The organism is Arthrobacter sp. Z4-13 (assembly GCF_054792705.1).
This window is the reverse complement of sequence record NZ_CP096458.1, coordinates 309157-334716: the sequence shown is the minus strand read 5'-3', so window position 1 is coordinate 334716 and position 25560 is coordinate 309157. Positions and strand designations below refer to the sequence as shown.

Sequence of the window (25560 nt, the reverse complement as noted above, 5' to 3'; positions counted from 1 at the left end):
TGGACCGGAGGCTGTGATCAGACCGGGCCTCCGAAGTACGAGCGGGGGCCCGGTAGGGTGAGCTGTTCGGCGGCCATGATCGCGGGTGGGCATGACGGAGATCTTCCCCAGGGCCACGGTGGCCGCGACGCCCCGAGCGATTCCACCTACCGGCGCCGACGGCGGCGGCCATTCACGTGGTTGGCTGCGTACCGGCGATATCGGCACCATTGACAGCTTCGATTACCTACGCATCACGGATCATTCGAAAGATGTCATCAAGTCGGGAAGTGAGCGGATCTCCTCACAAGACCTGAGAACGAGCTTATGGCCCCACTCTGCAGCGCGGGAGGTCGCAGTAGTAGGGAGTACCGGACGAGCAGTGAGGTGAGCGTGCGGTGGCATTCGTCGTACTCAGGACGCCTGCCACCGAGACAGGCTTACGAGATCTCCTTGTCGGTGACGGTCGAAAAGTGAGCCATAGTGACGGCTTGGCGTCTAGTGGTCGTTGCAGCACCTGAGCTTTTAGGAGTTGCAATTGGCAGATATGAAACGACCACGAAAGTCACGGGGTGCCCCTCCAAAGAACGCTGCACGGGCTCACTATGATCAGCTGATGAAACAGGGAATGGGCAATTCCGAAGCGTGCCGAATCGTCGGAATCAGCCGTAGTTCCGGCACTCGATGGCGGCACGGCCACTCAGTTGTTCTGAAGTCCGGCGACGTCAAAAAGATCGCTCCTATCTCCCGTCTAAGACCAGCCGCGATTTCTGCCCGATTTCTCTCCGAGTCCGAACGGATCACGATCGCGGACCTCCTGCATGCCGGGCGGAGCATTCGCGCTATCGCAACGGAACTCGGGCGCAGTCCTTCAACTGTGAGCAGAGAGATTCGCCGGAATATTCACGAGCCCTCTGGCAACTACCGTCCGCGGACGGCCCAGCGCAGCGCCGAACGTAGACGGAGCCGCCAGCGGACCGGGAAGATCGCGGCCAACCCGGCGCTGCAGGAGTTCGTGCGTGAACATCTGAAGCAACGCTGGAGTCCCCGCCAGATCAGCAACCGTCTACGCGCTAATTTCCCTGGACAACACGAGATGCACGTCGTGCCCGAGACTGTTTATCAAGCTGTCTATGGGCGTGGAAGCCTGGATTTGGCCGTGGACCCTGCTGTCTCGCTGCGCAGCGGTCGGACTGGCCGCCGGCCGCGCCGCCGAAAGGAGCACCGGACCAGGCGTTTCCCGGACATGGTGATGATCCGGGACAGGCCCGCGGAAGTAATCGGCAGACTAGTACCGGGGCATTGGGAGGGCGATCTAATAATTGGGAAGGGCGGTCACTCGGCCATCGCCACACTGGTCGAACGGACCACTCGCTTCATCATCCTCGTGCACCTGGCTAGCTGATTCGATGACCCCGCTCCCGCCGCACCTGCGCCATTCTTTGACCTGGGATCAGAGGACTGAAATGGCTTGCCACCAGAGTTTTACGCGGCAGACGCTGATTCCGGTCTATTTCTGTGTCCCGCGAGCCCCTGGCAGCGCGGCTCAAACGAGAACACTAATGGCCTGCTCCGGCAGTACTTCCCGAAAGGAACAGACCTCGGCGTCCACAGCCCCGAACACCTCACCAAGGTCGCCGCTGAACTCAACCGCAGACCACGCGAAATCCTGGGTTGGCAGAGTCCCATAGAGCACCTGGCTAGACTGACTTCACCGGCGACCGAACCATAAATTGTTGCAACGACCGCTGAACTCCGCCGCCCGCGAAATGGCTCACTTTTCGACCATCGCTGACACTCCTAGCGGGACGTGTGGCTCGACTGCCAGGACGACGCCCGGCACTACGACAAGAGGCTCCTGCGTTAGAAGATCAACAAGACCAGCCCGTGATCTAGTTTCGGACGTCTCGACGAGGCCGCCCTGTCCGGCGCGGCGCCTTATCGGGTAAAGGGCGACGTAATCAGCATCCCGCTCGGCTGATGCAGCCGGGAGGCCATACGGGCGTAGCACGAACCGTGGCACGTCGAGCACTCGTTCCGAACGTCTAACCCTGCGGGTCTGTGTTGATCGATCAGGTCGACTCTCCATGCGACACCACGCGTAGCGCGTCCCGCGCGTAGCGCGCGGCGATGTCGTTAGCAGACAGTGGACCTGAAGGCCTGTACCAGTCGAGGATGCCGCTGAGCGTACCTAATAGAACCCGCGAAGTGAAGTAAGGGTCTTCGTCGAGAAAGATGCCTTCCTCGATCCCGTCCTTCAGTAAACCGATCAGGGTCTCTCGGACGATGCTCCGTTTCGCGACGTACTGTGGCCGCAGGTCGGGCCCGAGGAATCTGAACTCGTCGTGCAGTGACGACAGATCGCGTCGCTTAGTGTTGTGCAGCGCGATTGCGGTAACGCAGTTCTCGAACCGGACCCGCGTATCGTCCCCGGCGTCCTCGAGGCACATGGCAAGGTGTTTGAGCAGATCGTCCATCGCGAAGCCTAGAAGCGCGAAGAGGATGCCTTCCTTATTGCCGTAGTGGTAGTACAGCGAAGGCATCGTCAGCCCGACACCCGTAGCGATCCCGCGAACAGTCGAACCGTGGTAGCCGTGCTTGTGAAAGTCCTCTAGGGCCGCCGCGAGGATGGGGGGGAGAGCCAGATCGGGGTAGTGACGCCACGAACTAGCAAGTGCGGCATCTGCGGACGTCGCCTTCTTGGCTGCTTCTTGGGTGGCCATATCGCATCTCCTGTTGGTTGGAAGCGGCCTGAGTTATTGAGCGCGCTCGACGCGCACTCTACGCATCCTGTCGATCCGCTCGGTGCGCACGAGCCGTGTCCCCGCTGATCTCGGTGGTTGCCGACTGCTCCTTTGCCGGTGTCACCATCGGCAGGACGGACATCTGGTCAAGGCCTTTGGGGAGCAACGCCCTGTCGACGTCCTAGGGCTCGCGCAGCGTCACGATCTCCACGAGCACGTCGGGGCAGTTCGCCACCGGCGGACGGCCGGATTCGGTGGTCCTTGGCGCGCGTCTCAGACTGGCAGGCTCGAGTGCAGCTCGGCGTAGGCGATTGACGTTTTACATTGGCCCCCCATACAGTCACGATCATCTCAACGGTTGACCTACGTCGACGGCTGGTCCTTGCGCCAGGTGTACTGAATCGAACGCTTGCGGAAGCGGGAGACTCCTCTGTCGTCCGTTTGCACGACATCTGCATACGAGCCAACCGCGATGATCGCGCCTGCGTCGATGATTATCCAGTCAGCTCGGCAGACGGCGCTCGGTCCTGATTCCTCGATCAAGACAATGTTCGAGAACTGATGTAGCAAGCCGGCGCGGGACAATCGCATCCACTTTCTAATCTCGTCGTGTCCTTGTACCGTCCCGGCGGAGCTCTCGATCACCGCGTCCTCGGTGAAGCAAGTCGTGAACAGTTCGCTGTCCATTGAGTCGATTCCGACGCAGTACCGCGAGTACAAGGTGATGAGCTGAGACATCGAGGTGGAGGCCATACCGCGTCCTTCCAGTGCTGTCAGTTATGAACACGAAGCGCTACCTGGTGCGGGACAACGCATCGGGGCGTGCGTTTCGCGCCACTGATAGGTTAGTGTTTATCTAGCGCTAGGTCAAGCGCGTCAGTATATGAGGCGCCGGGCGGTCGGGTTGCGTAAGGCACACGCGGACGGACGAGCCGGTGATGGAGGAGGACCAGTCGATGCCTGTGCCAGTCAGAACAATTGAGGCGCTCACGCTTGCCGCGAGCCGACCGTCATGATGGCGCTATGAGCAATCCCAGCGACACTACGCCGCCAGCGCTGGTGGACGGGTGCCTACTGCTTCAGGGCGACGATGGTGTCGTGGTCCTGGCGATTGAGAACGCCCGTAGGCGCAACTGCTTGTCCCTGGGTGTCGAACGGGAGCTGATCGCGCACTTGGAGTCCTTGGCGAAGGGGCGGGAGTGTCGGGCCATAGTCCTGACAGGCAGTGATGGCTATTTCAGTGCCGGGGGAGACGTTGCGCGCATGGCGGCCGCCGACAAAGAGCAAATGGTGGCGATCCTCAGGCAGTTGCAGCGGATCGTTGCATTGATTCACGCCATACCTGTCCCGGTCGTCGCGGCCGTGGAGGGCGGGGCGGCGGGCGGCGGCGTTTCGCTCGCAGCCGTCTGTGACTTCGTGGTCTCCGCGTCGGATGCGAGATTCACGATGGGCTTCGACCGTATCGGCCTGGCTCCCGACATGGGCGCCCTGTTTAGCTTCGAGCGCCGCATCGGGTTGTCGGCCACTCGACGGTTGGCCTACCTGGGCGGGGTGCTCGGCGCGTCCGAGGCACACCGCCTCGGCCTGGTGGACGAGCTGTGCGAACCTGGCTCGGCGCGATCGACAGCAGTGGCACTGGCTCGCACTCTCGCGCTCAGGTCGAGGATTGCGAACGGGGTGGTCAAGCGGACGGTCGCCGAATCCTCGTCCACGCTGCGCAAGGTGTTTGAGCAAGAGCTTGAAAGCGCCGAGGCGCTCTACGCGTCGGAGCAGTTTTTGTCTGCTGTTAAGCCTGGATCCACCGAGCAGTGACTCTGCGGACGGCGCGGGAGAGTGAGGACGCCTTTTGACCGGGATTGCCTTCACGTCCTTCGCGCCCCCTGTACGCCCGACTTCACATAAGTCTCACTGGGGACTTGACCTAGCGTTCGATACATTGTACAGTGTGTGACTTGGGTCTCGGCTGCAAGAGGCAGCCGAATACGCACCGCGGTCGTTGCCGGCGGTTTGAGAGGACCACGGAATGAAGAAAACAGCGCTTGTCACCGGTGGCTGCGGCGGGATCGGCGCCGCTACGGCTGCCAGACTGTCGAAGGCTGGTTACAGCGTCTTTTCGACTGATCTCGAAGTTGCTGTTGCCGGCGCGTCGCCCGAAGTCCTCGACACTGCGGACCACTTCCTGGCGCACGATGTCAGCGACGAGCATAGCTGGGCAAACGTAGTCGACCAGGTAATGCGAGCCGAGGGACGCATCGACATCCTCGTTAACAACGCCGGAGTGGGCAACTTGGCGACAGTCACTGATGAGACCGTCGACGGCTGGAACCGAGTCATCCGGATCACCCAGATGGGGGTATGGCTAGGCATGCGCGCTGTCGGAGCACAGATGGCAAAGCAGGGCGGAGGCTCCATCGTCAACGTGGCCTCGATCTTTGGTTCGAGCGGTGGCAGGGGCGATATGTTCGCCTACCACGCCGCAAAGGGTGCAGTGCTCAGCATGACCAAGAATGCTGCTGTCCTGTGGGGCCCAGAGAACATCCGGGTCAACACGGTACAGCCGGGCTTCGTCCAGACGCCCTCGCTCGACCGCGTCGCAAAGATCCAAGAGGCACGGCTGCAGTGGATGAAGGACAACGCACCCATGCGTCGTATCGCCACTGCTGAGGAGGTGGCGAACGCCATCACCTTCCTCGCTGGCGAGGAGTCGGGTTTCACCACGGGCGCCGATCTCGTCGTAGACGGGGGCTGGTTGTCGCAATGACACCCGTCCTGCTCAACTAAAACTACCCATTCCGGCAAAGAAAACAGCACAGGGCAGACGTTTTCTATCTGGGAAATGTGAAGGAGACTCAGCAGCCATGGTTGAAGTTCACGGAACCAATGATCCAAGGTTCGAGCCCGTACGCGCGGCCTTCCAAGCCAACTTCGACAAGGGCCTGGAAGTCGGTGCTTCCGTCGCCGTCGCGGTGGAAGGTGAGATTGTCGTTGACCTCTGGGGTGGGCTCGCCACCGAAGCCGAGGACGGACCTCGGTGGGAGCAGAACACGATCACGAACACATGGTCGACAACCAAGACGATGGCGCTGGTTTCAGCACTGTTGCTGGTGGACCGCGGCGACCTGGACCTCGAGGCCCCTGTAGTCCGTTACTGGCCAGAATTCGCTGCCGAAGGTAAGGACGCCATCCTGGTGCGGCATGTCCTGAGCCACACCTCCGGCCTGGCGGGCTGGGATGCACCGCTTCACCCGACAGATTTCAGCGACTTCGAGAAGATGACCTCCCTGCTCGCCAAGCAGGCTCCGTGGTGGACACCCGGCGACGGTTCGGGTTATCACGGTCACACTCACGGATTCCTCATCGGGGAACTTGTCCGCCGCGTGACTGGGCAAACCCTCCCTGACTTCTTCCACCAAGAGTTGGCCGACCCGCTCGATGCGGACTTCCACATCGTGGTCCCAGACGCGGATCACGGCCGAATCAGTCCAATCATTCCTCCCCCACCTCGCACCGACCTCCATGCCGGATTTGAGGACCCGAACAGCATCGCGGTGCGTGGTCTAACGAATCCCAACGTCGGAGCCGAATTCGCAAACACCGACTGGTGGCGTCGCGCGGAGGTCAACTCTGGCGGCGGCCACGGAAATGCTCGTTCAGTCGCCACGGTTCAGCGACTACTGTCGAACGGCGGAGAAATCGGTGGGCGCCGCTTCCTGTCCCGCAAGACGTGCGAGTCGGTATTCGCGACACAGGCTGACAATGTGGACAGGGTAATTGGCGCGCACATCACGTGGGGCCTGGGGTTCGCGAAGCGCTCCCGCGGCCTTCCACTGCCAGTGAACGAGTCCACCTACTATTGGGGTGGCTGGGGCGGATCCTTCGTCACCAACGATCTCGGTTCCAGCATGACTGTCGCCTACGTGATGAATCGAATGCAGAACAGCATCGTTGGCGACGAGCGAGGAATCGCGTTACTCGAAGCAGCAGAACGATCCCTCCAAGGGACGGCTGCCTGACGTTCCGGTTGCCGGGATCATCGACAGCGGAAAGGGTCACGCCTCCCGCCACGGTCCTCTCGGAACCGCCCCTGAGAGCGCGCGCGGATAGGGAGTCAGGTGTTCCACCCGTTTGCTCATCGGCTGATTTTGACGGTGAGGAGTGGGGATTTCCCCTACGGCCGGGTAGTCAGCGACCACTTCCAACGGACTGTTCAGCGGTCGGTAGGACTCCTGCCGGTCCCTTCATCGCCACAGGTCCCTTACGCAAGCCGCCTCCGGGGCGGCCTCGGACCGGACCAGTCGGTGCTGCAGGGGTCTTCAGAATCGAGGGTTTAGGCGACGTCAGAATCCGCCGGCCTCGAGCAGATGCATACTCGCACTGGGTCAGCCCGTGCATCCGCGACGCGCTCGGCGCCGTGCCTTCCGCCAGAGTCGCGGGCCTGACTACTGCCATGAGGAAAGGTTGCTCGACGTATTGTTCGAGCGACGGTCCCGCCAGCATTGAACGAGCGCCAGATCGACGGCTGCCGAGCGCAAGGACAAGCTGAGGGCTCTTCGTGCCGCCGTGGTGAAGCACACAGACGATGCGGCCGATGCTTGAACGAGGGCCGGCGAAAGCCGCGGGAGCAGTCCCACATACGGGAGGTTGCGAGAGTAATCACCTATCTGGACGACACTTTGCAGAACCTCGACGAGTGGATGAGACCCGGAGTGCTTCCTCAGCGGAACCCCCGGGGTCGAAGCAATGGTGCGCTATGAGGCGTAGGGCTTGTGCTCCTTGTTCGGCCCATGAAACTTCCCCTACCAGCCGGCCCACGAAAAGGAGACTAAACATGCGAGCAGTTGGAGTAAATGAGTTTGGCGGGCCGGAGGCCCTGCAGTTGATTGAAGTTCCGCGGGAGCCTTTGGGCCCTGGACTGGTACGAATTCGCGTTCGCGCGGCTGCGGTCAACCCGAGTGACACGCAGCTCCGGGCCGGAGCCTACACGGCCTATTATCCCGACAAAACCTTCCCGTGGATACCGGGGATGGACGTCGCAGGTGACGTCAGCGAAGTAGGCGACGGTGTCGAGCATCTAGCTGTTGGTGACCCCGTGATGGGAGTCGTCATTCCACATGGTGCCTATCGGGAAGATAAAGTGCTGTCGGCCAACTCCGTCGTCAAAGTCCCGCTTGGGGTTAGCGCTATCGCCGCATCCACTTTGCCGATGAACGGGCTAACCGCTCGCTTGGCCCTGAACAGAATGGAGCTGCGACCTGGACAAGTACTGGCCGTGACCGGGGCAGCAGGGGCTTTCGGCGGGTATGTCGTCCAGTTGGCGAAGGCCGAGGGACTCACCGTGATTGCGGATGCCTCCGAGCGTGACGAGGAAGTGGTGCGGGGCCTTGGTGCCGACATTATCGTCAGGAGAGGAGCAGACGTGGCTGCTCGCATACGTGAAGAGTTTCCCGACGGCGTCGACGGATTGGCGGATGGATCCCTGCAAGGCGCGCTCGTCCTGCCTGCAGTGAAGGACGGCGGGGCAATTGCAACCGTCCGCGGTTATGAAGGGGATGGGCGCCGCAAGCTGCGGGTCCTGCCTGTTCTCGTACGCGAGATTGCCGAGGACCGCGGGGCGCTGGAGCGGCTTCGCCAGCAAGCGGAGGAAGGGGAGCTCACTCTCCGAGTGGCCCGGACATTCCCAGCCGAACAGGCAGCGGAGGCACACCGGCTCCTGGAACGGGGCGGTCTCCGAGGCCGACTGGTTCTCACTTTCTAATCCTGCCCAATAGACACCATTACGCCTTTCCGGGATGCGAAGCACGGGCTCCAGGCAATGCTTTACGGACGCGTCTTCGGGAAGATGGTATTCAGAGTCTGACCACAAGCTTCCTGCTGCTAGCCGAAAGCCAGTAGCACGTGCTCCTTGGAAGAGCGACTACCTCTTGATTGAAGGGAGAGCCGTGACACTCGTTAGCCAAGGTTGTTCCGTCGTGAGATTCCCACGACGGCGTGAGGTCCGTGAGACCTTCGACTGAGCCTTGCCGCTCGCGCCCTCGACAGCAGTTAGCCAATCGTCAGTGAGTCTTAACCGAACTCGGCGGACGCGCCTGCGCACAAGCTGTTACTGACGGATACGGGTCATGCCTCGAGAGTTGCGCAGTGCGAAGGGCGGGCTCGTCAGCCCGGGGGAGACTGCTTCGGCAGGGTCGGTGCCGAGCAGGGCGATCCTGTTGTACCGGTCCACATGGACCACCCTTGGGCTGTAGGCCCGGGCCTCGTCGGTGGTCATCTGGGCATAGGTGATGAGGATGACGATGTCGTTCTCATTGATCAGGTGCGCGGCGGGGCCGTTGATCCCGATTACGCCCGAGCCACGTTCCCCAGCGATGGTGTAGGTCTCCAGGCGTGCCCCATTGGTGACGTCCACGATCGCCACAAGTTCCCCTGGCAGGATGTCGGCGGCATCCAGCAGGTCCAGGTCCACCGTGACCGAGCCAACGTAGTGCAGATCAGCGTGGGTGACCGTCGCCCTGTGAATTTTGGACTTGAATATCAACCGATTCATAACCAACTACTCTCCGCCCTCATGTTCAGTCGTTATTCTGTTCAAAGCTGAAAAAGTCATGCTATAGGCCCGTGAGCCCTCTAGCTGCCGAGGTTCAACCCAAACCTCATAGCCTTCGGCCCTGGTTATTAACGCCCTACCGTCGATTCCGTCGGCGGCAAGCCAGAGGGCCGACGAATCGGCCATCGCATCGTCGACAAAGCCTGATCTCAAAACCCGCTTGTCGTTTCGAACTTCGACGAAGGCGCCAACCAACTGACTCCATTCCTCGTGGCGGTATGCAGGCATGGAGGGCTCCCTTCAACTGACATGCTTAAATTAAATTGGCCCAGGCGATTGCCGTTCACGTCCCATACAGCAGTAGCGGTTAGCGGTTTGTCCTTGGCGAATATCGGTCTTCCTGGGATCGCGTTATCTTGTTCATTGTGGATGCGGCCCACTTCCGATTTTGTCCTACAATGCGCGGCGTCTCGGTGAAGGAATGAGGACTGACCAATGGTGACAGCGTGAGTTGCGGTGGAGCACCTTATAGCGTTGCGATATTTGACGGTCCGGGTGACCGTCGGATGCTCCACCGCAAGTTTGGAAGCAGCTTATTGCCTTACAAGGCACGTTCCCCGACGCCGTTGTACGCGCTCAACGGCCGGATCAGCGAGTTCGAGTCCAGCTGCTCCATGATGTGCGCGGTCCAACCGGTGATGCGGCTCGCCACGAACAGGGGCGTGAACGTCGCCGTGTCAAAGCCCATCAGGTGGTAGGTGGGCCCCGCCGGGTAGTCTAGATTCGGCTTGATGGCCTTGGCCTCATCCATCGCCGATTCCAGCCCGTTGTACAGGCCTAGGAGTTCGGGCCGGCCGTAGTGCGCAATCATCTTGTCCAGGGCCGCCTTCATGGTGGGCACCCGGGAGTCGCCGTTCTTGTAAACGCGGTGGCCGAAGCCCATGACCTTTTTCTTCTGCGCCAGCGCCTCTTCCATCCAGACCTTGGCACGTGAGGCAGCTTCTTCGAGAGACTCCTCGGACCGGATGCCGATCTCGTCGAAGGTATGCATGACGGCCTCGTTGGCCCCGCCGTGTAGAGGGCCTTTGAGGGCTCCGATGGCAGCGGTAACGGCCGAGTGCAGGTCAGAAAGGGTGGAAGTGACAACGCGGGCAGTAAAGGTGGAGGCGTTGAAGGAGTGCTCGGCATAGAGGATCATCGAGACGTCGAAGGCCTCGATGACCTCGTCCACAGGATCTTCGCCGAAAGTCATCCAGAGGAAGTTGGCGGAATAGCCCAGGTCGTCACGCGGTTCAATGACACCCTGCCCGTGACGGCGGCGCTGGTCGTACGCCACTACCGCCGGCATAGCCGCCCAAAGGTCGACGGCCTTTTCCATACTGGCTTCCGGCGAAGAGTCCTCCGACAGGGGATGACGGGCACCCAGCACGGAGACCGCCGTGCGGCACACATCCATGGGGTGGGCGTCAGCGGGCAGAGCGTCGATAATGGACTTGAGCGCAGGGTCGAGTGCACGGCCGGCCCGTTCGCGGGAAGTGAATTCCGCGAGCTGGTCCGGGGTGGGCAGTTCGCTATTCCAGAGCAGGTAGGCCACCTCTTCGAAACTGCGCTTGGCGGCAAGTTCTTGGACCGGGTACCCGCGGTAGAGCAGTGAGTTCGTGTCCGGGTTGACCTTTGAGACGGCGGTGTAGTCCACCACGACGCCGGCGAGGCCTTTTTTGATCTCGGTTGTGTCAGCCATGCTGAACTCCTTCGTTGCAGCCCATGTTTAGCGGGTCTGTGGGATCTGGAAGTTGAAGATGCCGGAATCGAATTTGTTGTAAGCCTCGTAGTCCACGAGGTCATAGAGGCGGGCCCGGGTGAGCATTTCAGGTACGCGTACCTGCTGCGTTCCCAAGCTCTTGAGTGTGTTCAAAACCTTTTCAGCGGCGCCCATGGCACTGCGGAGCAGGGTGACGGGGTAGATCACCATGTTCACCCCGACGCCCTGGAGCTGGTCCACGGTGAAGAGGTCACTTTTGCCGAACTCGGTCATATTGGCCAGGATGGGCACGTCTACGGCGTCGCGGATGGCCTGGAATTCTTCCAGGGTGGCCATGGCTTCGGGGAAGATGGCGTCCGCGCCGGCGTCCACCAGTGCTTTGGCCCGATCCTGTGCGGCTTTGAGTCCTTCGACGGCGCGGATGTCGGTGCGGGCCATAATGAGGAAGTTGGGGTCGCGGCGGGCGTCTGCTGCAGCCCGGATGCGTTTGGTGGCAGTTTCCAGGTCCACCACGTTTTTGCCATCGAGGTGGCCGCAGCGTTTCGGGTTGAACTGGTCCTCGATGTGCAGCCCGGCGAGGCCGGCGTTTTCGATTTCCTGGACCGTGCGGGCCACGTTCATCGGTTCACCGAAACCCGTGTCGGCGTCGACGATGGCGGGCAGGTCGGTCATCCGAGCGATCTGCCCGGCCCGGGTGGCGACCTCCGTGAGCGTGGTCAGGCCGATGTCCGGCAGGCCGAGGTCGTTGGCCAGGACTGCCCCAGAGATGTAGACACCGGCGAAGCCTTTTTCCTCGATCAGCCGGGCCGAGAGCGGGTTGAATGCCCCGGGGAACTGGGCGATGGTCCCGGAGGCGAGGAGTTCGCGGAACCGGATACGCTTCTGTTCGGGGGTGGTGGTGGAGTACAACATTAGAAGAGTCCCTTGGGTGCGGCGCTGGGATCGATGATGCCGGGGGCGGCGGTGATGTTCAGCTGGTCGAGTTCCCCTGGGCCGAGTTCGGGGAGGCGTTCGACGGCGGCGAGGAACCGTTCGACTTCGGCCTCCTCCACGATGCCCGTGGCGAGGGTGCGGAACTTGTGCACGTACTGGTCCCGTCCGAACGGCCGGGCACCGAGGGGATGCGCGTCAGCGACAGCGATCTCGTCCGTGATGATGGTGCCGTCAGTGAGGGTGATTTCCACGGACCCGCCGAAGGCCTTCTCGGCGATGTCCAGGGAGTGGTAGCGGCGGGTCCATTCCGGATCTTCCTCAGTGGTGACTTTCTGCCACAGCTCCACGGTGTCCGGCCGGGCGGCGCGTTCGGGGGAGTAGGAGTCCACGTGGTGCCAGGCGCCGTCCTGCAGGGCGACGGCGAAGATGTACGGGATGGAGTGGTCCAGCGTCTCCCTCGAAGCGGTGGGGGAGTACTTCTGGGGGTCGTTGGCGCCGGAGCCGATGACGTAGTGGGTGTGGTGGCTGGTGCGGATCAGCACCGACTTCACGTTGGCCGGGTCGGTGGCTTCGGGGTGTTCCTTGTTGAGTTTCCTGGCGAGGTCGATCCAGGCCTGGGCCTGGTACTCGGCGGAGTGTTCCTTCGTGTAGGTGTCCAGAATGGCGCGCTTTGCTTCCCCGGGAGTGGGGAGCGGGACCTGGTAGGACGCGTCCGGACCGTCCAGCAGCCAGGCGATCACCCCGTCTTCGCCTTCATAGATCGGCACGGGGGACGTCTGCCCGAGCATCGCCCGGTCCGCGGCCTCGACCGCCATCTTCCCGGCGAAGGCGGGGGCGTGGGCCTTCCAGGTGGAGATCTCACCCTTGCGCGACTGCCGCGTCGCCGTGGTGGTGTGAAGAGACTGGCCAACTGACTGGAAGATCGTTTCCACATCCAGGCCCAGCAGGGTCCCGATGCCGGCCGCGGCGGACGGGCCCAGATGGGCCACGTGGTCGATCTTGTGCTTGTGCAGGCAGATCGCCTTCACCAGGTTCACCTGGATCTCATACCCCGTGGCGATACCCCGGATCAGGTCCCGGCCGCTGGCGTTGGTGTGCTGGGCTACGGCCAGGATGGGCGGGATGTTGTCGCCGGGGTGGGAGTAGTCCGCTGCCAGGAAGGTGTCGTGGTAGTCCAGTTCACGGACGGCTACCCCGTTGGCCCAGGCCGCCCATTCAGGGGAGACCCGGTCCGTGATGCCAAAGACTTTTGCGCCCTTGCCACCCATACTGGTGCCATGGGCCAGCGCCTGAGCCCGGGCGGCCACGATCGGGGCGCGGTTCAGCGAGGCGATGGCCACTGAGGCGTTGTCGATGATCCGGTTGATCACCATCTCCATGACGTCGTCAGTGACCTCCACAGGGTCGGCGGCAACCCTGGCGATTTTGTGGGCCAGCTGGTCCTCGCGGGGAAGGTTCTCTTCGCTCTTGTACACGCGGACGTGGTGCTTTTTTACCATGGGGCTCCTTCGAGAGTGAGGGGTGAGTGGCTTCGATGTGGGGAAGACTGCGGTGCTAGTGGAGTGTGGTGGCCGCTTCTGCCAGTCGCGGCTTCTCACCGGCGATGGCCTCGGCTATGGTTGCGTGCTCTGCCGCTGCGGGTGTGAGCCGATCGGTGTCTTCCGCGGCTAGCCGTCGGATCCGCACGAAGTGCACCTGGAGAGTCCGCATTATCTGGGGCAAGGTAGGAGTTGGAGATGGAGGAGTCGATGGCGACCCTTGTCGATTCCCCACACCTACTGACGGGGCAGGCTGCACGCGCCAACGTCACGCGCCGCGTGCCAGCGTCGGTTCTCGGGCGCGACCTCCGTCATTGGAACGTCCACCGGTCTGCCCGTCAGATCCTGCGCCGTCGCCGTACGGTCGCCACCGTCGCGTCGACCCTAAGGGTCGAGAATCGACGGGCCTCAGCCGCTGGGCAGGTCCGGTGCGCATTGCGACAGCCCAGCAGTCTCCTGTTCAGCGGCGGCGGTCGTGCACAGATCATCCGGCCCAGCGTGCCGACCCCCGACAGACCGCCCGCGGTCGGTGTATGCCTACTGGGTCCGACGCCTCTTGACCGCACGCGCGGTGATGCACACCGCCACGATCAGAACTGTACCTTCCACCAAGTTCTTTATCCAGGGAAGCTCCGGGAACTGGAGCTGCAGTCCCTTCACTGCGATGGCGAGCAGGTACAGCGCAACCACCGTGCCGCGGACGTTGAACCGTCCGGCGAGCACCTGTGTCGAGCCCAGGAAGGTGGCAGCGAAGGCGGGCAGCAGATAAGGCGTGCCAGCGTCAAACGAGGCCGCCCCCAGCTGCATCGTCAGGACGACACCGGCGAACGCGGCAAGTGTCCCGGATAGCATCAACGACAGCGTCTGGATGCGCTTGACCTTAATCCCGGCGAGCTTAGATGCCTGGGGGTTCGATCCAATGGCGTAGAGGTACCGTCCGAACGGGGTGTGCTCCAAGAGGAACCACAGGGCTATCGCGAGCGCCGCCAGGTAGAACACGGTGATCGGTATGGAGGCTACCGACATCGACCCTGCGTCAGTGAAGGCCTTGGCGACATTGTCGAGAAGGATGGTTTGGCCGTCGGCGATCCAAAAGGCCATTGCAGCCAGGACCGAGGACATGCCCAGCGTCGCGATGATCGATTCAATCTCGAATTGGGTGATGATAAAGGCGTTCACGCCACCGATTAAGGCACCGGCGAGCAGGGTGATGACGATGGCGAGTGGCCAAGCCATGTTGTGGTCAGATAGGAGCGACCCCAGCAGTGAGATGGAGAACGTCATGTTGGCCGCGAGCGAGATGTCGAACGTGCCGGCCGCCATCGACACGGTGACCGCGAGCGTCAGGATGCCTGCGATCGCCGCGCTACCTGCGATGACGCGCGCGTTGCTGACCGTCGCGAATGTCTCCGGCAGCATCAGGGAGAACACGACGGCGAGGATCAGGGCCAGGTAGAGGCCCGAGTACCGGTCCAGGCGCAGGATCTGAAGAAGGTGCGGGCGCGGGCCGTGCGATGATTCCTTGCGAGCGCCCAGAGGCGGACTGGCCTTGGTCGCGTCCTCGAGTGACGTCTTGGACGGGCTGATTTCGGGCATGGCCGACTGTTCCTTTGCTGTCTGGTGGTTGTCGAGGGTCATGATGTGAGTCCCAGGCTGGTGTGCACCAATCGCGCTGTCGTAATCTCGTCGCCGCGCAGCTGTTCCACCGCACGACCGTGGCGGAGGATGACCACGCGGTCGCACAGCCGCTCGAGCTCGGCTTCGTCCGACGAGCACACGAGCACCCCTACGCCCTGACTGGCCGCAGCATCGATCAGGTGGTGAATTTCTGACTTGGCGCCGATGTCGACCCCTTGAGTCGGCTCGTCGAGCAGGAGGACGCGAGGATCCGTCTGGAGCCACTTGCCGAGGACGACCTTCTGCTGGTTGCCTCCCGACAGTGCCTCGATCGGGGCGTCGAGCGAGGGTGTCTTCACGGACATCTTTTGGGTGATCGCGTTCGCTTGACGGCGGTCGTCCCGTCCGCGGATCCGCACGCGTCGCGCCAGCCGCCGGGCGGTGGTGAGGTTGATGTTCTCCCGCACGTTGAGGCCGACGAGCACGCCGTCACGCAGCCGGTTGGCGGGAACCATCCCCAAGCCAAGGGCCAGAGACGCGTCTGGGCGCAGGGGCTTGAGCTCGCGACCCTCGACGGTCACTCGTCCAGCACGGGGACGGGCACCGAAGATGATCGAGCACAGCTCCTCCCGGCCTGACCCGGTGATGCCGGCCACGCCGACGACCTCGCCGGCCGACACCTCGAGATCGAAGTCGACGAGCTCCGCGCCCTGCACCTTCTGCAGAGACAGCAGCGGGTCGCCAGGGGTGACGACAGCGCGTCTGCGGACATCATCCACAATGCCGCCCGTCATCAGGTCCACCAGCGACCGCGGACTGAGATCGGCGATCTCCTTCGTCGCCACCAGGTTCCCGTCCACCAGGACCGTGACCCGGTCGGCGATTTCGAAGACCTCTTCGAGGTGGTGGGACACGTACAGGACGCCGACTCCTTGACGCCGAACAGCCTCGATGATGGAGAACAGATGCTCCACCTCTGCCTTCGGCATCGTGGCTGTCGGTTCGTCCAGGACGAGGACGGACATGGCTCCCCCGGAGCTCTGCAGCGCGCGGGCGATGGCGACGGCGGTCCGCTCGACGGGCTGCAGATCATCGACGGCCTTGCGGACATCTAAGTCGTAGCCGACCGCCCGCAGGGCATCTTCGGTCACGCTGCACTGCTGACGCCAGTCGATTCGCCCACCCAGGCCCCTGGCATACCCATGGCCCAGAGCGAGGTTGTCGACGACGGAGAGCGCAGGAACCAACCCGAGATCCTGATGAACGAACTCGACGCCGGCGCTGTGCACGTCATCTCTGTTGCCGAGCGTCCGGGCCTGCCCGTCGACGACCAGACTCGCGCCGTCGTCCGCCGTGTGGAACCCGGCGAGGATCTTGATTAACGTCGATTTCCCTGATCCGTTCTGGCCCATCAGGGCGTGAACCTCACCCGGCGCGATGTCGAGCGAGACATTGTTCAACACCCGAGTACCGCCAAAGGTCTTTGACACGTTGCGCAGCTCGAGCCGCGGCGCCTGTCCTTGCTTTGTCATCCCTACCCATCCGTTCCTGTGGCTCACACGTCAACAACCTGTATGGAGGTGCTGCTGACAAGCGCGTCCGCCCGCATCCTCGTTGATGCGGTCCGGCTGGTCTACCGAGGCCTGAGTGGTTGACCGACACAGGCACACATAGTGATTTCCATCTCACCGCTTCAGTCCCACCATATCCTATCTAACGAGCGCTAAGTCAAGACCTCCGTTCGGCATCCAGGCCATGTCGGCACTGGAGTCGCACGGACATGGGCAGCGCTCCGACGGGGCGGGGGCGGGAGCGGGAGACGCAGATCATCCTGCGGAGCGTCCTTGGGCTTCCGAATCAAGCCAGGGAGCGCGACGACGGAGTAGCAAGCGACCATGTCCCGGAAGGCGTAGTCCAGCACATCAACGCCTAGGCGTTAGCTTGTGGGCTTCTGTGCAGGGCGCCGTTGGATGAATCGCCGGGCGGATTCACTGCGGAGCAGGGCCCGACCTCACCGCCCTCGCACGTCGACCGGCGGCCCGGCGAAATGTTCCAGGACCGCCTTAGCAGGATCCGGAAGTGCACGAGGGCGGCCGGTCGAAACGTCAACGAGCACAATGGATGTTGCAGCAATCGCGCACTCAACTTCTCCGTCACGAACGCTGTAGGCGATATCAAAACTCGACCGCCCCACCCGTGTTACCCATGCGGCGACGTCGACAGTATCAACGTTCGGCCCGATCGGAGCTCGATAGGCAATCTCCTGATAGCCAATCACGATACCGGCACCTGCGCCCGCGAGAGCTTCCACCGAAGCCCCGAGCGACTCATCCTGAAAAATCCGGAGACGTGCGAGTTCGATATAAGTCAAGTAGACCGCGTTGTTGATGTGGCCGAAGCGGTCGACGTCAGAAAATCGCACCTGCATGGGTACGGTAAGTTCCATAAGTTCTCCTACGTTCTAGAGGCGAGACGGCGGGCCCACGCCGGGAAATATCCGGTCGAACCTTGTACGACAAGTTCGGTCTGGAAACGTTTGTGTTCTAAGTTCGTTTCCGCTTCGGTGTTGTTGATGCATCAGGAGCATCTCCACCGAGATCAGCCATCTCGTCAATGGTTGACGGGTTGTGGTGAGGTCGAGCACTTTTCACGCCGACATCGGGATCCCGGCGGGATGAAGCCGTACCAAGGCCGTACGCCCCTCAATGGGCTTTTCAGGTCGTCTTGTCGGCCAGGAACTGCGCTACGAAGGCGGGTTGAAATCACCGCTGCGGAACTCGTGGCTGGCAACGAACTCGCCCTGGAACTGTGCCATCGTAGTGACGCCATCCATCTCCATTTCCTCGACCGCACGCATGGCGGGAGTGATCGCTTCCTGGCGGTCCTGTCCCAGGCGATGAGTTTGCCGACCATCGAGCCGTACCTCGAACCCACCCGTGACGCGGAAGCCGTTGACTGGGCCGGGGCTCGGCACGAACCCTTTTGGGGTCCTCTGCGTTGAGGTGGCCCTCGACCTGGTGATGCGAGACCATGTCATCCTGGGCCACCGGCAGCGGATTGCCTGCGGCGATTTCCTGTTGGAGCCCGGTCAAAATCTATGCCCGTAATCGTCTCCGACACGGGGTGTTCGACCTGAATGCGCGTGTTCATCTCCACGAGGTAGTACTGACGTACAACGTTTCCATAATGGCTTCCTCTCGGTCGTATGGGTGATGCAGACTAGAACGGTTGGGCATGTGCCACTTGGACTTCGCGGCACGGGACGAGAGGTGACTCCAGGAGTGGGGTCCGTGGATATCTTCGGCTGCGCGCAGGGAAGAGCGCCCTCAGCATAGTTTATCGATCGCTAACTAGCTAGCCTTCCACTTTGACGGTCGGTGGCATTCTGTGTAGCGGTAGGCGTAACGTCTGAACCAAGAGTGCGTTCTTGTGCGTTGACATCGCGAAAGGATGAACGAACGAACGGCCATGCTGCCGCGAACGCCGTCGTGGTGGTCTCGGAGTGGCAGTCCCAATCAGGGCAGCATCTCGCAGAAAGTCGCTGACGACTTCCACCCTTACGTCCGGGACGTCGTCATCGTCCCGTAAAAGAGTTGCTCAACGGTCTCATCCAGCGGCTGGCTCCAATCGGGAGCTTGCCCGGAGGGTTAGGGCTGCCGTCATGAGGACGCAGCCGCGCGTGGTTCGGTGACGGATATGTCGATGTGGTGGCCCTGGGAGCGCAGGTACACGACGTGGCTGGCAGTTTCGGAAACCGCCAATCGCAGCGAGAAGGCCTGCAGGGACTCCCAGCCGCGGGACCACGTCAGGTGCCGGGCGATGTCCCAGACGCTTTCGGGTCGGTGCGCCTCCAGCACCCGCAGGACCTCGGCGGAGCGTTCGCGGTTGTGGTGGATCAGCTGTGCGACCCGCCGCTGCATGCCGCGGAACCGGTACTCGTGCGCCGGGCAGACCTCCATCTCGTCCTCGAACGCGATCAGTTCCAGAGAATCGTAGTAGTCCGCCAGCGGGTTTGCCGGTCCCGGCAGCTCCAGCGCTATGTGCGGGGAGATGCGCGGCAGGACGTGGTCCCCGCTGAAGATCAGGCCGTGCGGCTCATCGACCAGACAGATATGTCCCGGTGAATGCCCGGGAGTCGTAACCACGCGCAGGTCCAGGCCCTTGGCGGGCACCAGACTGCCGTCGGCGAGCCGCAGGTCCGGATCGGCGAGGTTCTGCAGATGGGTGAAATGGGGGCGGTCCAGGGCCGCTTCGGCCAGCCGGTCCGCCGGCACGCCCCAGAGCGTCAGCTCCTCGCGGTCGTCGTTGAGAACAACGTCAGGGTCCTCACCGGCGGTAAGCCGGCGCACTTCCCGGTCACCTAGGGCAACCCACGCCCCTGTGGCTGTCCTTAGTCGGGCAGCCATCCCCAGATGGTCAGAGTGATAATGGGTGGCGACTATGCCGGTCAGGTCGGGCAGGCCCAGGCCGGCCTGCCGCACGCCGGACGCCAAATGCTCCATGCCGGCGTCGCTGTCCCAGCCCGGATCGATCAGGACCGCGTCACCGTCGCCCAGAAGCAAGTAACTGAGGGTGTAACGCATGGGGTTGTCCGGAAACGGCACGGGAATGGACCACACCTCCGCACCAAGCCGCTCCACGGGCGGCAGCACCCTGTTCCTCCACGCTTCCTTCTGCACGTGGCCGGTCAGGGTAATCGGCGGCAGATTCATCGTTTCCTCTCAAACAGCAAAATGGGTTGCGGCGCCTCACACCAGCCCCACCCTCGTATCTATGCGGGGCATGGCTGGCGGGAAGACGTCCAGGAGGCCCTGTGGTCGCCCTAGGCAGCGGCTCGGGGTGCAGGAAGAAGCGATGACGGGGCCTGGTCGCTGAGCTGGAATCGCTGATTTCGATGATATATGAGGCGTATCCGGATAGTTTTGAAATCAAGTATGCACACATACCAGCAATGGCCGCTCCGGCTGCGGGCTAGTAACGATTTCTCTGATGATTCCTAATCAAGAGCCAGGATATAACTCAGTTAGTGCTCCGAAACAGGTTAGGAATCATGAGCGTTCCGGCGCTGCATGTGATAACGGAGTCGGTGCCCTAGGCACCTAATTCACCACGGTTTGCCTGACTCGGATCGGAACATCCACTGGACCCGGTTTCTAGTCGTCTGAGACGGAGATGTTGACCTCGATGTTTCCGCGGATGGCGTTGCTGTAGGGGCAGACCTCGTGTGCCTTGTCGGCCAGGGCCTTGGCCTCACTCTGCGTCAGAGTTGGAATGACGACTTCAAGATCCACCTCGAGAGCGAAGGACTTGCCGTCACGGACAAGACCGACCTTGGCCCCGACACTTGAGTCGCCCAGGTCCGTCTTCGCGGTCCGAGCCACGTGTTGAAGAGCAGAGTGGAAACAGGCGGCATAGCCGGCAGCAAAGAGCTGCTCAGGGTTGCTCCCGTTCCCGGAACCGCCGAGGGCATGCGGAGCTGCAAGTTGGATGTCCAGGCGTCCGTCGTCCGTGCGGGCCCGTCCATTGCGGCCAGCTCCTGTTGCAAGAGCTTCTGCTGTATAGATGACTGTCAATTGTTCTCCATAACTTCTAAGGGGATCTTCAGCGTTGGGTAAACTTACCCAGCGGCCCGACCGGCCAGTCACACGTGTTTCCGCAGCTAAGAGGCGCTTTTCCGCTTCAACTTGCGGGATATTGGCTGTCACTTTCAACCCTTCTCAACCGCAGCTTTACATAACGTCGGTTATCGGCAATTGGAATGGTCCTAGCCTCTGCTCTGCCTATCACACGCGCCCGACTGTCTCTCGGATCTGAAGCCCCGGGCTAGTCCTTCGGATGTAGCTCCAACAGTTCGTGCCTGTAGTGGAGCAAGAATTCGTGCCTGTAGTGAAGACCAATCCAGGGGGATGCAGTCAGTTCGTCGATGTTCAGGGCCTGACGTGGTATTGGTGTCTCTTCTGGGCATGGAGTCGGATCCGGCACACAGCGTCGTAGAGTCTCCTGCGGAGGGTATTTGGGAGGAACCCGGCGTTTGGGCATTGTCTCGTCTCTTTTCTCTCTTCTGTCGTCTGCCTCGGCAGACGGATCCGGCTGTGTAACCAGGACTAGCGCCACTTGGATGTTGTTATAGGGACCAGCAAAAGGCTGCGCGGGCGCTATCGGTTAGAAGGCGCGGAGGATGTCTTCGACGCGTTGTTTGGCGTCGCCGAAGAGCATTTGGGAGTTGTCGCGGTAGAAGAGTGGGTTTTGGACTCCTGCGTACCCGGCGGCCATGGAGCGTTTGAAGACGATGACGTTTTCGGCTTCCCATACTTTGAGGACTGGCATGCCCGCGATGGGGCTGCCGGGGTCTTCGGCGGCGGCGGGGTTGACGGTGTCGTTGGCGCCGATGACCAGGACCACGGAGGTGTCGCCGAGGTCGTCGTTGATTTCGTCCATTTCCAGGACGATGTCGTACGGGACTTTGGCTTCGGCGAGGAGGACGTTCATGTGCCCTGGGAGGCGCCCGGCGACGGGGTGGATGCCGAACCGGACGTTCACACCCTTTTCACGGAGCTGGTGGGCGAGTTCGGCGACGGGGTACTGGGCCTGGGCGACGGCCATGCCGTAGCCGGGGGTGATGACGACGGACGAGGCGTTGGTGAGCATTTCCGCTGTCGCTTCGGCGGTGATTTCGCGGTGCTCGCCCTGGTCCGTGTCCCCTTTGCTGGCGGGGGCGGCGATGCCGAATCCGCCGGCGATCACGGAGATGAAGGACCGGTTCATGGCCTTGCACATGATGTAGGACAGGTATGCACCCGAGGAGCCGACCAGGGCGCCGGTGATGATGAGCAGGTCGTTGTTGAGCAGGAAGCCTGCCGCGGCGGCGGCCCAGCCGGAGTAGCTGTTGAGCATGGACACGACCACGGGCATGTCGCCGCCGCCGATGGAGGCGACCAGGTGCCAGCCCAGCCCCAGGGCAAGGACGGTGACCACGATCAGGAGCCAGAGCTGGGAATCGTTGACGTACCAGACGGTCAGGGCGACGAACACTACGAGGGCGCCGAGGTTGATCCCGTTTTTGCCCGGCAGCATCAGGGGAGAGGATTTCATCCGGGCGGAGAGTTTAAGGAACGCCACGATCGAGCCGGTAAAGGTCACTGCGCCGATGAACACGCCGATGAACACCTCGGCGTGGTGGATCGCCATCAGGTCCGAAGACAACGCGGGAGCTTCGAGGTGGCCGTTCCAGCCCACCAGCACGGCGGCGAGGCCCACGAAGCTGTGCAGCAGGGCAATCAGCTCGGGCATGCCGGTCATTTCGACTACCCGGGCGCGCCAGAGTCCGATCGCGCCGCCAATGGCGACCGCGGCCACCAGCAGGCCCAGCCCGGTGAGGGCGTGGCCGGTGCCCCAAGCGTCCTGCAGGGTCAGCCAGATGGTGGCGGCGAGGGCGATGACCATGCCGGTGATGCCGTATACGACACCGGCGCGGGCTTTCTCGTGCTTGCTCAGCCCGGCGAGGCTGAGGATGAACAGCAGGGCCGCGACGATGTAGGCCGCCCCCGCGATGGAGTCGGCGGTCAACGGACCGGAGACGGTGTCAGTCACGGTAAAGCTCCTCGTAAATGTTGCTGCTGCTATTGGGGTGGCGGCGCTCATGAACGGACCTTCCCGGCCGAGAACATGGCGAGCATCCGCCGGGTGACAGCGAACCCGCCGAAAATGTTAATGCTGGCCAGCAGCACCGCGACGGCGGCCAGGACCTGCATCACGATGTTCTCGGAGGTGACCTGCAGCAGCGCCCCGACGACGATGATCCCGGAGATCGCATTCGTGACGGACATCAGCGGCGTGTGCAGGGCGTGGTGGACTTTCCCGATCACATAGAACCCGACCACGATCGAGAGCATCAGGACCGTGAAGTGCTGCGGCAACGGTGCCGGGGCAACCGCGTTGATCCCGAACAGCACCGCGATCCCCGCCGCAAACAGCCCGGCCTTGCCGGCCGTGCTGAGGCCCTGTTTCTTCTTCGGCGCCGTACTTTCGGCGGACGTTCCGGCGTCGGTCTTCACCGCGGGTGCGGCGGAGACCTGGACCGGGGGCGGCGGCCACGTCTTCTCACCCTCGCGCACCACCGTCACCGAACGCTGCACCACGTCGTCGAAATCGATCCGCAGGACCCCGTCCTTATCCGGGGTCAGGAGCTTGAGCAGATTCACCAGGTTCGTCCCGTACAGCTGGGACGCCTGGGCCGGCAACCGTGCTGGAAGATCCGTATACCCCAGGATCACCACCCCATTATCCGTCACGATCCGCTCCCCCGCGACGGAGCCTTCCACATTCCCGCCCTGCCCGGCAGCCATGTCCACGATGACACTGCCGGATTTCATCGCTGCCACATCATCGGCCGTGAGCAGCTTCGGAGCGGGCCGACCCGGGATCAGGGCAGTGGTGATGATGATGTCCACATCAGCCGCCTGCTCTGTGTAGATTTCGGCTGCACGCCTGTTGTATGCCTCGGACGTCGCCTTCGCGTACCCGTCAGAGGACTTCATCTCCTCTTCCACCTCAACCTTGAGGTAGGTACCACCAATGGACTTCACCTGATCCGCCACCTCAGGCCGCGGATCAGTAGCGCGAACGATCGCGCCCAGGCTGCTCGCAGCACCAATCGCGGCCAAGCCGGCGACACCGGCGCCGGCAACGAGGACCTTCGCCGGCGGGACCTTGCCCGCCGCGGTCACCTGTCCCGTGAAAAACCGGCCGAACTCATGCGCGGCCTCAATCACGGCACGATACCCGGCAATGTTCGCCATCGAACTAAGAACGTCCATCGACTGCGCCCGAGAGATCCGCGGCACCGCATCCAAAGCCAAAGCTGTAATGGGACGTGCCGCCAACGCCTCCACCAGCTCCGGCCGCAGCCCCGGGGCCAGCATCCCGATCAGCGTCGCACCCTCGGCAAGCCGGCCGATCTCCTCTTCAGTCGGCGGGTTGATCCGCAGCACCACCTCAGATCCCCAAGCCTCATCAGCACCCACCACCAGGGCACCGGCCTCGGCATACGCCTCATCACGGAACGACGCGGACTCCCCCGCACCCTTTTCGACCACAACCTCGTAGCCCAAACCCAACAACTGCTTCACCGTGGTGGGCGTCGCCGCCACCCGCCTCTCGCGACCCAATTCGGCCACAACGCCAATACGTGCCACGTAACTCTCTCTTTCATCCAGCCGGGGCAAGCAGAAATTTACTGCCCGCCGGTTCCTCTGCTAGCTCGCGATCCGATACGTACGGTTCGCGGTGCCGGAGAACAGCTTCTGCTTCTCGTCGGGGCTGGCGCCGGCGGCGATGCGCTTGAACGTGTTCCACAGGACGTCGTACGAGGCCATGTAGCCGTCCACGGGGTAGTTCGACTCGAACATGGATCGATCGGGTCCGAAAGTCTCGATGAGCCAGAGAATCTCTGGGCCCCAGTACTCGGCCAGTTGCTCGGACGTGGGAGCGACATCGGGGTCCCCGGTGACGTCGATGCGTTCCGCGAGGTCCGGCACACCGATGCCGCCCAGCTTGACAACGACGTTCTCGCGCTTCGCCAGCTCACTCATGTGCCGTCTCCACGTCCGGAGGACCTCGTCGCGGTCCGCGCCGTACGGTCCCAGCTTGATCGGTGCGCCGAGATGGTCGGTGATGATCCGAGCTTCAGGAAAGGCATCAGCGAGTGCGATCACGTCAGGCAGCTGGGGGTGGTACTGCCACGCGTCGAACGACAGGTCTCTGCGGACCAGCTCGGCAAACCCCGCGCGGAAGTCGGGCTTCGCGTAGAGGCCTTGTTCGACAAGGGTCGGATAGGGCGGGATGTCCCAAGAAGCATCCCACACGCCGGCCTGGCGAACTCCGACGAACCGCCCTTCGCTCAGCTCGAGCAGACGGTCGAGCGCCTCACCTGAGGCGCTGCCGTGGCGGAGGTTGAAGTCGCCCACGATCGCGGACACGACTGTGCCGCCGCGGGTCTCGCTCTCACGGGCGTACTGCGTGACGTACTCGACCTCGTCGAAGTTGGTCCCGTTGAACGAAGCGCGTGCCTCGAGGAAGACGGACTTCGTCACTCGGTGCCCGGTAGCGGTATCGGTCAGATAGTCGTCCAGCGAGTAGTCCCGCACCCAGTTGTGCTTGCCCTTCACAAAGAAGTGGTGATGAGCATCGGTTATCTCGAGGTCGGGTTCAATGACCTCTTCGACGGGCCCTGCTGCGTAGTATTCCATCAAAAGCGTTCGCCTCCAGTGCGATTAGATGCCTGCTGATTGCCCGCCTGTTGCAAGACGCGACTTGGCAAGGATCGGATGAGACTGCCATCACTCATTCTAACGCTCGCTATACTTCCATTACGTTCGACGTCAGTCAAGGTTTGCATAGCGGGTGCCAGCTTGACCCGGACCAATCTGTTGACTTATCGAGCGC

Annotated in this window: 22 protein-coding genes and 2 pseudogenes; 6 read left to right on the top strand and 18 right to left on the bottom strand. The window is 62.4% G+C overall.

The window, feature by feature from the left end:
• The first annotated feature begins 607 nt into the window (after nt 1–607).
• A pseudogene (locus M1E07_RS01615) lies at nt 608–1711 on the top strand (IS30 family transposase).
• A 340-nt stretch (nt 1712–2051) separates the two neighbouring features.
• On the opposite strand, the gene M1E07_RS01610 reads toward M1E07_RS01615, so the two are convergent.
• Nucleotides 2052–2702 (bottom strand): TetR/AcrR family transcriptional regulator, encoded by a 651-nt coding sequence (locus tag M1E07_RS01610; protein ID WP_461175312.1) that lies wholly within the window; start codon nt 2700–2702, stop codon nt 2052–2054.
• Nucleotides 2703–3086: 384 nt separating this feature from the next.
• The gene (locus M1E07_RS01605; protein ID WP_461175311.1) at nt 3087–3476 is read right to left on the bottom strand and encodes a nuclear transport factor 2 family protein; all 390 of its coding nucleotides are present in this window, start codon (nt 3474–3476) and stop codon (nt 3087–3089) included.
• 270 nt (nt 3477–3746) lie between these two features.
• Here M1E07_RS01605 and M1E07_RS01600 point away from each other — a divergent pair, with 270 nt between their 5' ends.
• From M1E07_RS01600 to M1E07_RS01585, 4 genes are all read left to right on the top strand, one after another.
• Nucleotides 3747–4535, top strand: coding sequence for an enoyl-CoA hydratase/isomerase family protein (locus M1E07_RS01600; RefSeq protein WP_461175310.1), 789 nt, complete (start codon nt 3747–3749; stop codon nt 4533–4535).
• A 211-nt stretch (nt 4536–4746) separates the two neighbouring features.
• A complete protein-coding gene (locus M1E07_RS01595; protein WP_461175309.1) occupies nt 4747–5484 on the top strand; it encodes an SDR family NAD(P)-dependent oxidoreductase in 738 nt (245 codons plus the stop codon).
• Nucleotides 5485–5581: 97 nt separating this feature from the next.
• Nucleotides 5582–6736, top strand: a complete 1155-nt coding sequence (locus M1E07_RS01590) for a serine hydrolase domain-containing protein (RefSeq protein WP_461175308.1) — start codon at nt 5582–5584, stop codon at nt 6734–6736.
• Nucleotides 6737–7551: 815 nt separating this feature from the next.
• Nucleotides 7552–8478, top strand: coding sequence for an NADP-dependent oxidoreductase (locus M1E07_RS01585; protein ID WP_461186643.1), 927 nt, complete (start codon nt 7552–7554; stop codon nt 8476–8478).
• Nucleotides 8479–8823: 345 nt separating this feature from the next.
• Here the strand turns inward: M1E07_RS01585 and panD are convergent, their stop codons facing one another.
• The 8 genes and pseudogenes from panD to M1E07_RS01545 all read right to left on the bottom strand — a co-directional run bounded on the left by panD (nt 8824) and on the right by M1E07_RS01545 (nt 16649).
• Nucleotides 8824–9267, bottom strand: a complete 444-nt coding sequence (gene panD, locus M1E07_RS01580) for an aspartate 1-decarboxylase (protein WP_461175307.1) — start codon at nt 9265–9267, stop codon at nt 8824–8826.
• A gap of 6 nt (nt 9268–9273) precedes the next feature.
• Nucleotides 9274–9555 carry a hypothetical protein gene (locus tag M1E07_RS01575; protein WP_461186642.1) on the bottom strand — a complete coding sequence of 94 codons (282 nt, stop codon included), beginning with the start codon at nt 9553–9555 and terminating at the stop codon, nt 9274–9276.
• A gap of 313 nt (nt 9556–9868) precedes the next feature.
• On the bottom strand, nt 9869–11008 hold the full coding sequence (locus tag M1E07_RS01570) for a bifunctional 2-methylcitrate synthase/citrate synthase (RefSeq protein ID WP_461175305.1): 1140 nt from the start codon (nt 11006–11008) through the stop codon (nt 9869–9871).
• Nucleotides 11009–11035: 27 nt separating this feature from the next.
• Nucleotides 11036–11941 carry a methylisocitrate lyase gene (gene prpB / locus M1E07_RS01565; protein ID WP_461175304.1) on the bottom strand — a complete coding sequence of 302 codons (906 nt, stop codon included), beginning with the start codon at nt 11939–11941 and terminating at the stop codon, nt 11036–11038.
• On the bottom strand, nt 11941–13461 hold the full coding sequence (locus M1E07_RS01560; protein WP_461186641.1) for an MmgE/PrpD family protein: 1521 nt from the start codon (nt 13459–13461) through the stop codon (nt 11941–11943). Before M1E07_RS01560 ends, prpB begins: the two co-directional genes overlap by 1 nt.
• A pseudogene (locus tag M1E07_RS01555) lies at nt 13457–13715 on the bottom strand (FCD domain-containing protein); the annotation flags it as partial. The pseudogene M1E07_RS01555 and the gene M1E07_RS01560, both read right to left, overlap by 5 nt.
• Before the next feature lie 322 nt (nt 13716–14037).
• A complete protein-coding gene (locus tag M1E07_RS01550) occupies nt 14038–15138 on the bottom strand; it encodes an ABC transporter permease (protein ID WP_461175302.1) in 1101 nt (366 codons plus the stop codon).
• Nucleotides 15135–16649, bottom strand: a complete 1515-nt coding sequence (locus M1E07_RS01545; RefSeq protein ID WP_461175301.1) for a sugar ABC transporter ATP-binding protein — start codon at nt 16647–16649, stop codon at nt 15135–15137. The genes M1E07_RS01550 and M1E07_RS01545 overlap by 4 nt, the downstream gene beginning before the upstream one ends.
• 248 nt (nt 16650–16897) lie before the next feature.
• Here M1E07_RS01545 and M1E07_RS01540 point away from each other — a divergent pair, with 248 nt between their 5' ends.
• Nucleotides 16898–17050: a hypothetical protein gene (locus M1E07_RS01540; protein ID WP_461175300.1), complete on the top strand. Its 153-nt coding sequence runs from the start codon at nt 16898–16900 to the stop codon at nt 17048–17050.
• Between the two features lie 78 nt (nt 17051–17128).
• Here M1E07_RS01540 and M1E07_RS01535 read toward each other — a convergent pair whose 3' ends face one another.
• The 8 genes from M1E07_RS01535 to M1E07_RS01500 form a co-directional block, all read right to left on the bottom strand.
• Nucleotides 17129–17563, bottom strand: coding sequence for an acyl-CoA thioesterase (locus M1E07_RS01535; RefSeq protein WP_461175299.1), 435 nt, complete (start codon nt 17561–17563; stop codon nt 17129–17131).
• Between the two features lie 297 nt (nt 17564–17860).
• Entirely contained in the window at nt 17861–18091 is a 231-nt protein-coding gene (locus tag M1E07_RS01530) for a hypothetical protein (protein WP_461175298.1), read from the bottom strand.
• Between the two features lie 59 nt (nt 18092–18150).
• A complete protein-coding gene (locus M1E07_RS01525; protein WP_461186846.1) occupies nt 18151–18324 on the bottom strand; it encodes an ATP-binding protein in 174 nt (57 codons plus the stop codon).
• 452 nt (nt 18325–18776) lie between these two features.
• On the bottom strand, nt 18777–19829 hold the full coding sequence (locus M1E07_RS01520) for an MBL fold metallo-hydrolase (protein ID WP_461175296.1): 1053 nt from the start codon (nt 19827–19829) through the stop codon (nt 18777–18779).
• A 441-nt stretch (nt 19830–20270) separates the two neighbouring features.
• On the bottom strand, nt 20271–20690 hold the full coding sequence (locus tag M1E07_RS01515; RefSeq protein ID WP_461175295.1) for an organic hydroperoxide resistance protein: 420 nt from the start codon (nt 20688–20690) through the stop codon (nt 20271–20273).
• A gap of 589 nt (nt 20691–21279) precedes the next feature.
• Entirely contained in the window at nt 21280–22758 is a 1479-nt protein-coding gene (gene pntB, locus M1E07_RS01510) for a Re/Si-specific NAD(P)(+) transhydrogenase subunit beta (RefSeq protein WP_461186640.1), read from the bottom strand.
• Nucleotides 22755–24311 carry a Re/Si-specific NAD(P)(+) transhydrogenase subunit alpha gene (locus M1E07_RS01505; RefSeq protein ID WP_461186639.1) on the bottom strand — a complete coding sequence of 519 codons (1557 nt, stop codon included), beginning with the start codon at nt 24309–24311 and terminating at the stop codon, nt 22755–22757. The genes pntB and M1E07_RS01505 overlap by 4 nt, the downstream gene beginning before the upstream one ends.
• Before the next feature lie 60 nt (nt 24312–24371).
• Nucleotides 24372–25364, bottom strand: a complete 993-nt coding sequence (locus tag M1E07_RS01500) for an amidohydrolase family protein (protein ID WP_461186638.1) — start codon at nt 25362–25364, stop codon at nt 24372–24374.
• Nucleotides 25365–25560 lie beyond the last annotated feature (196 nt).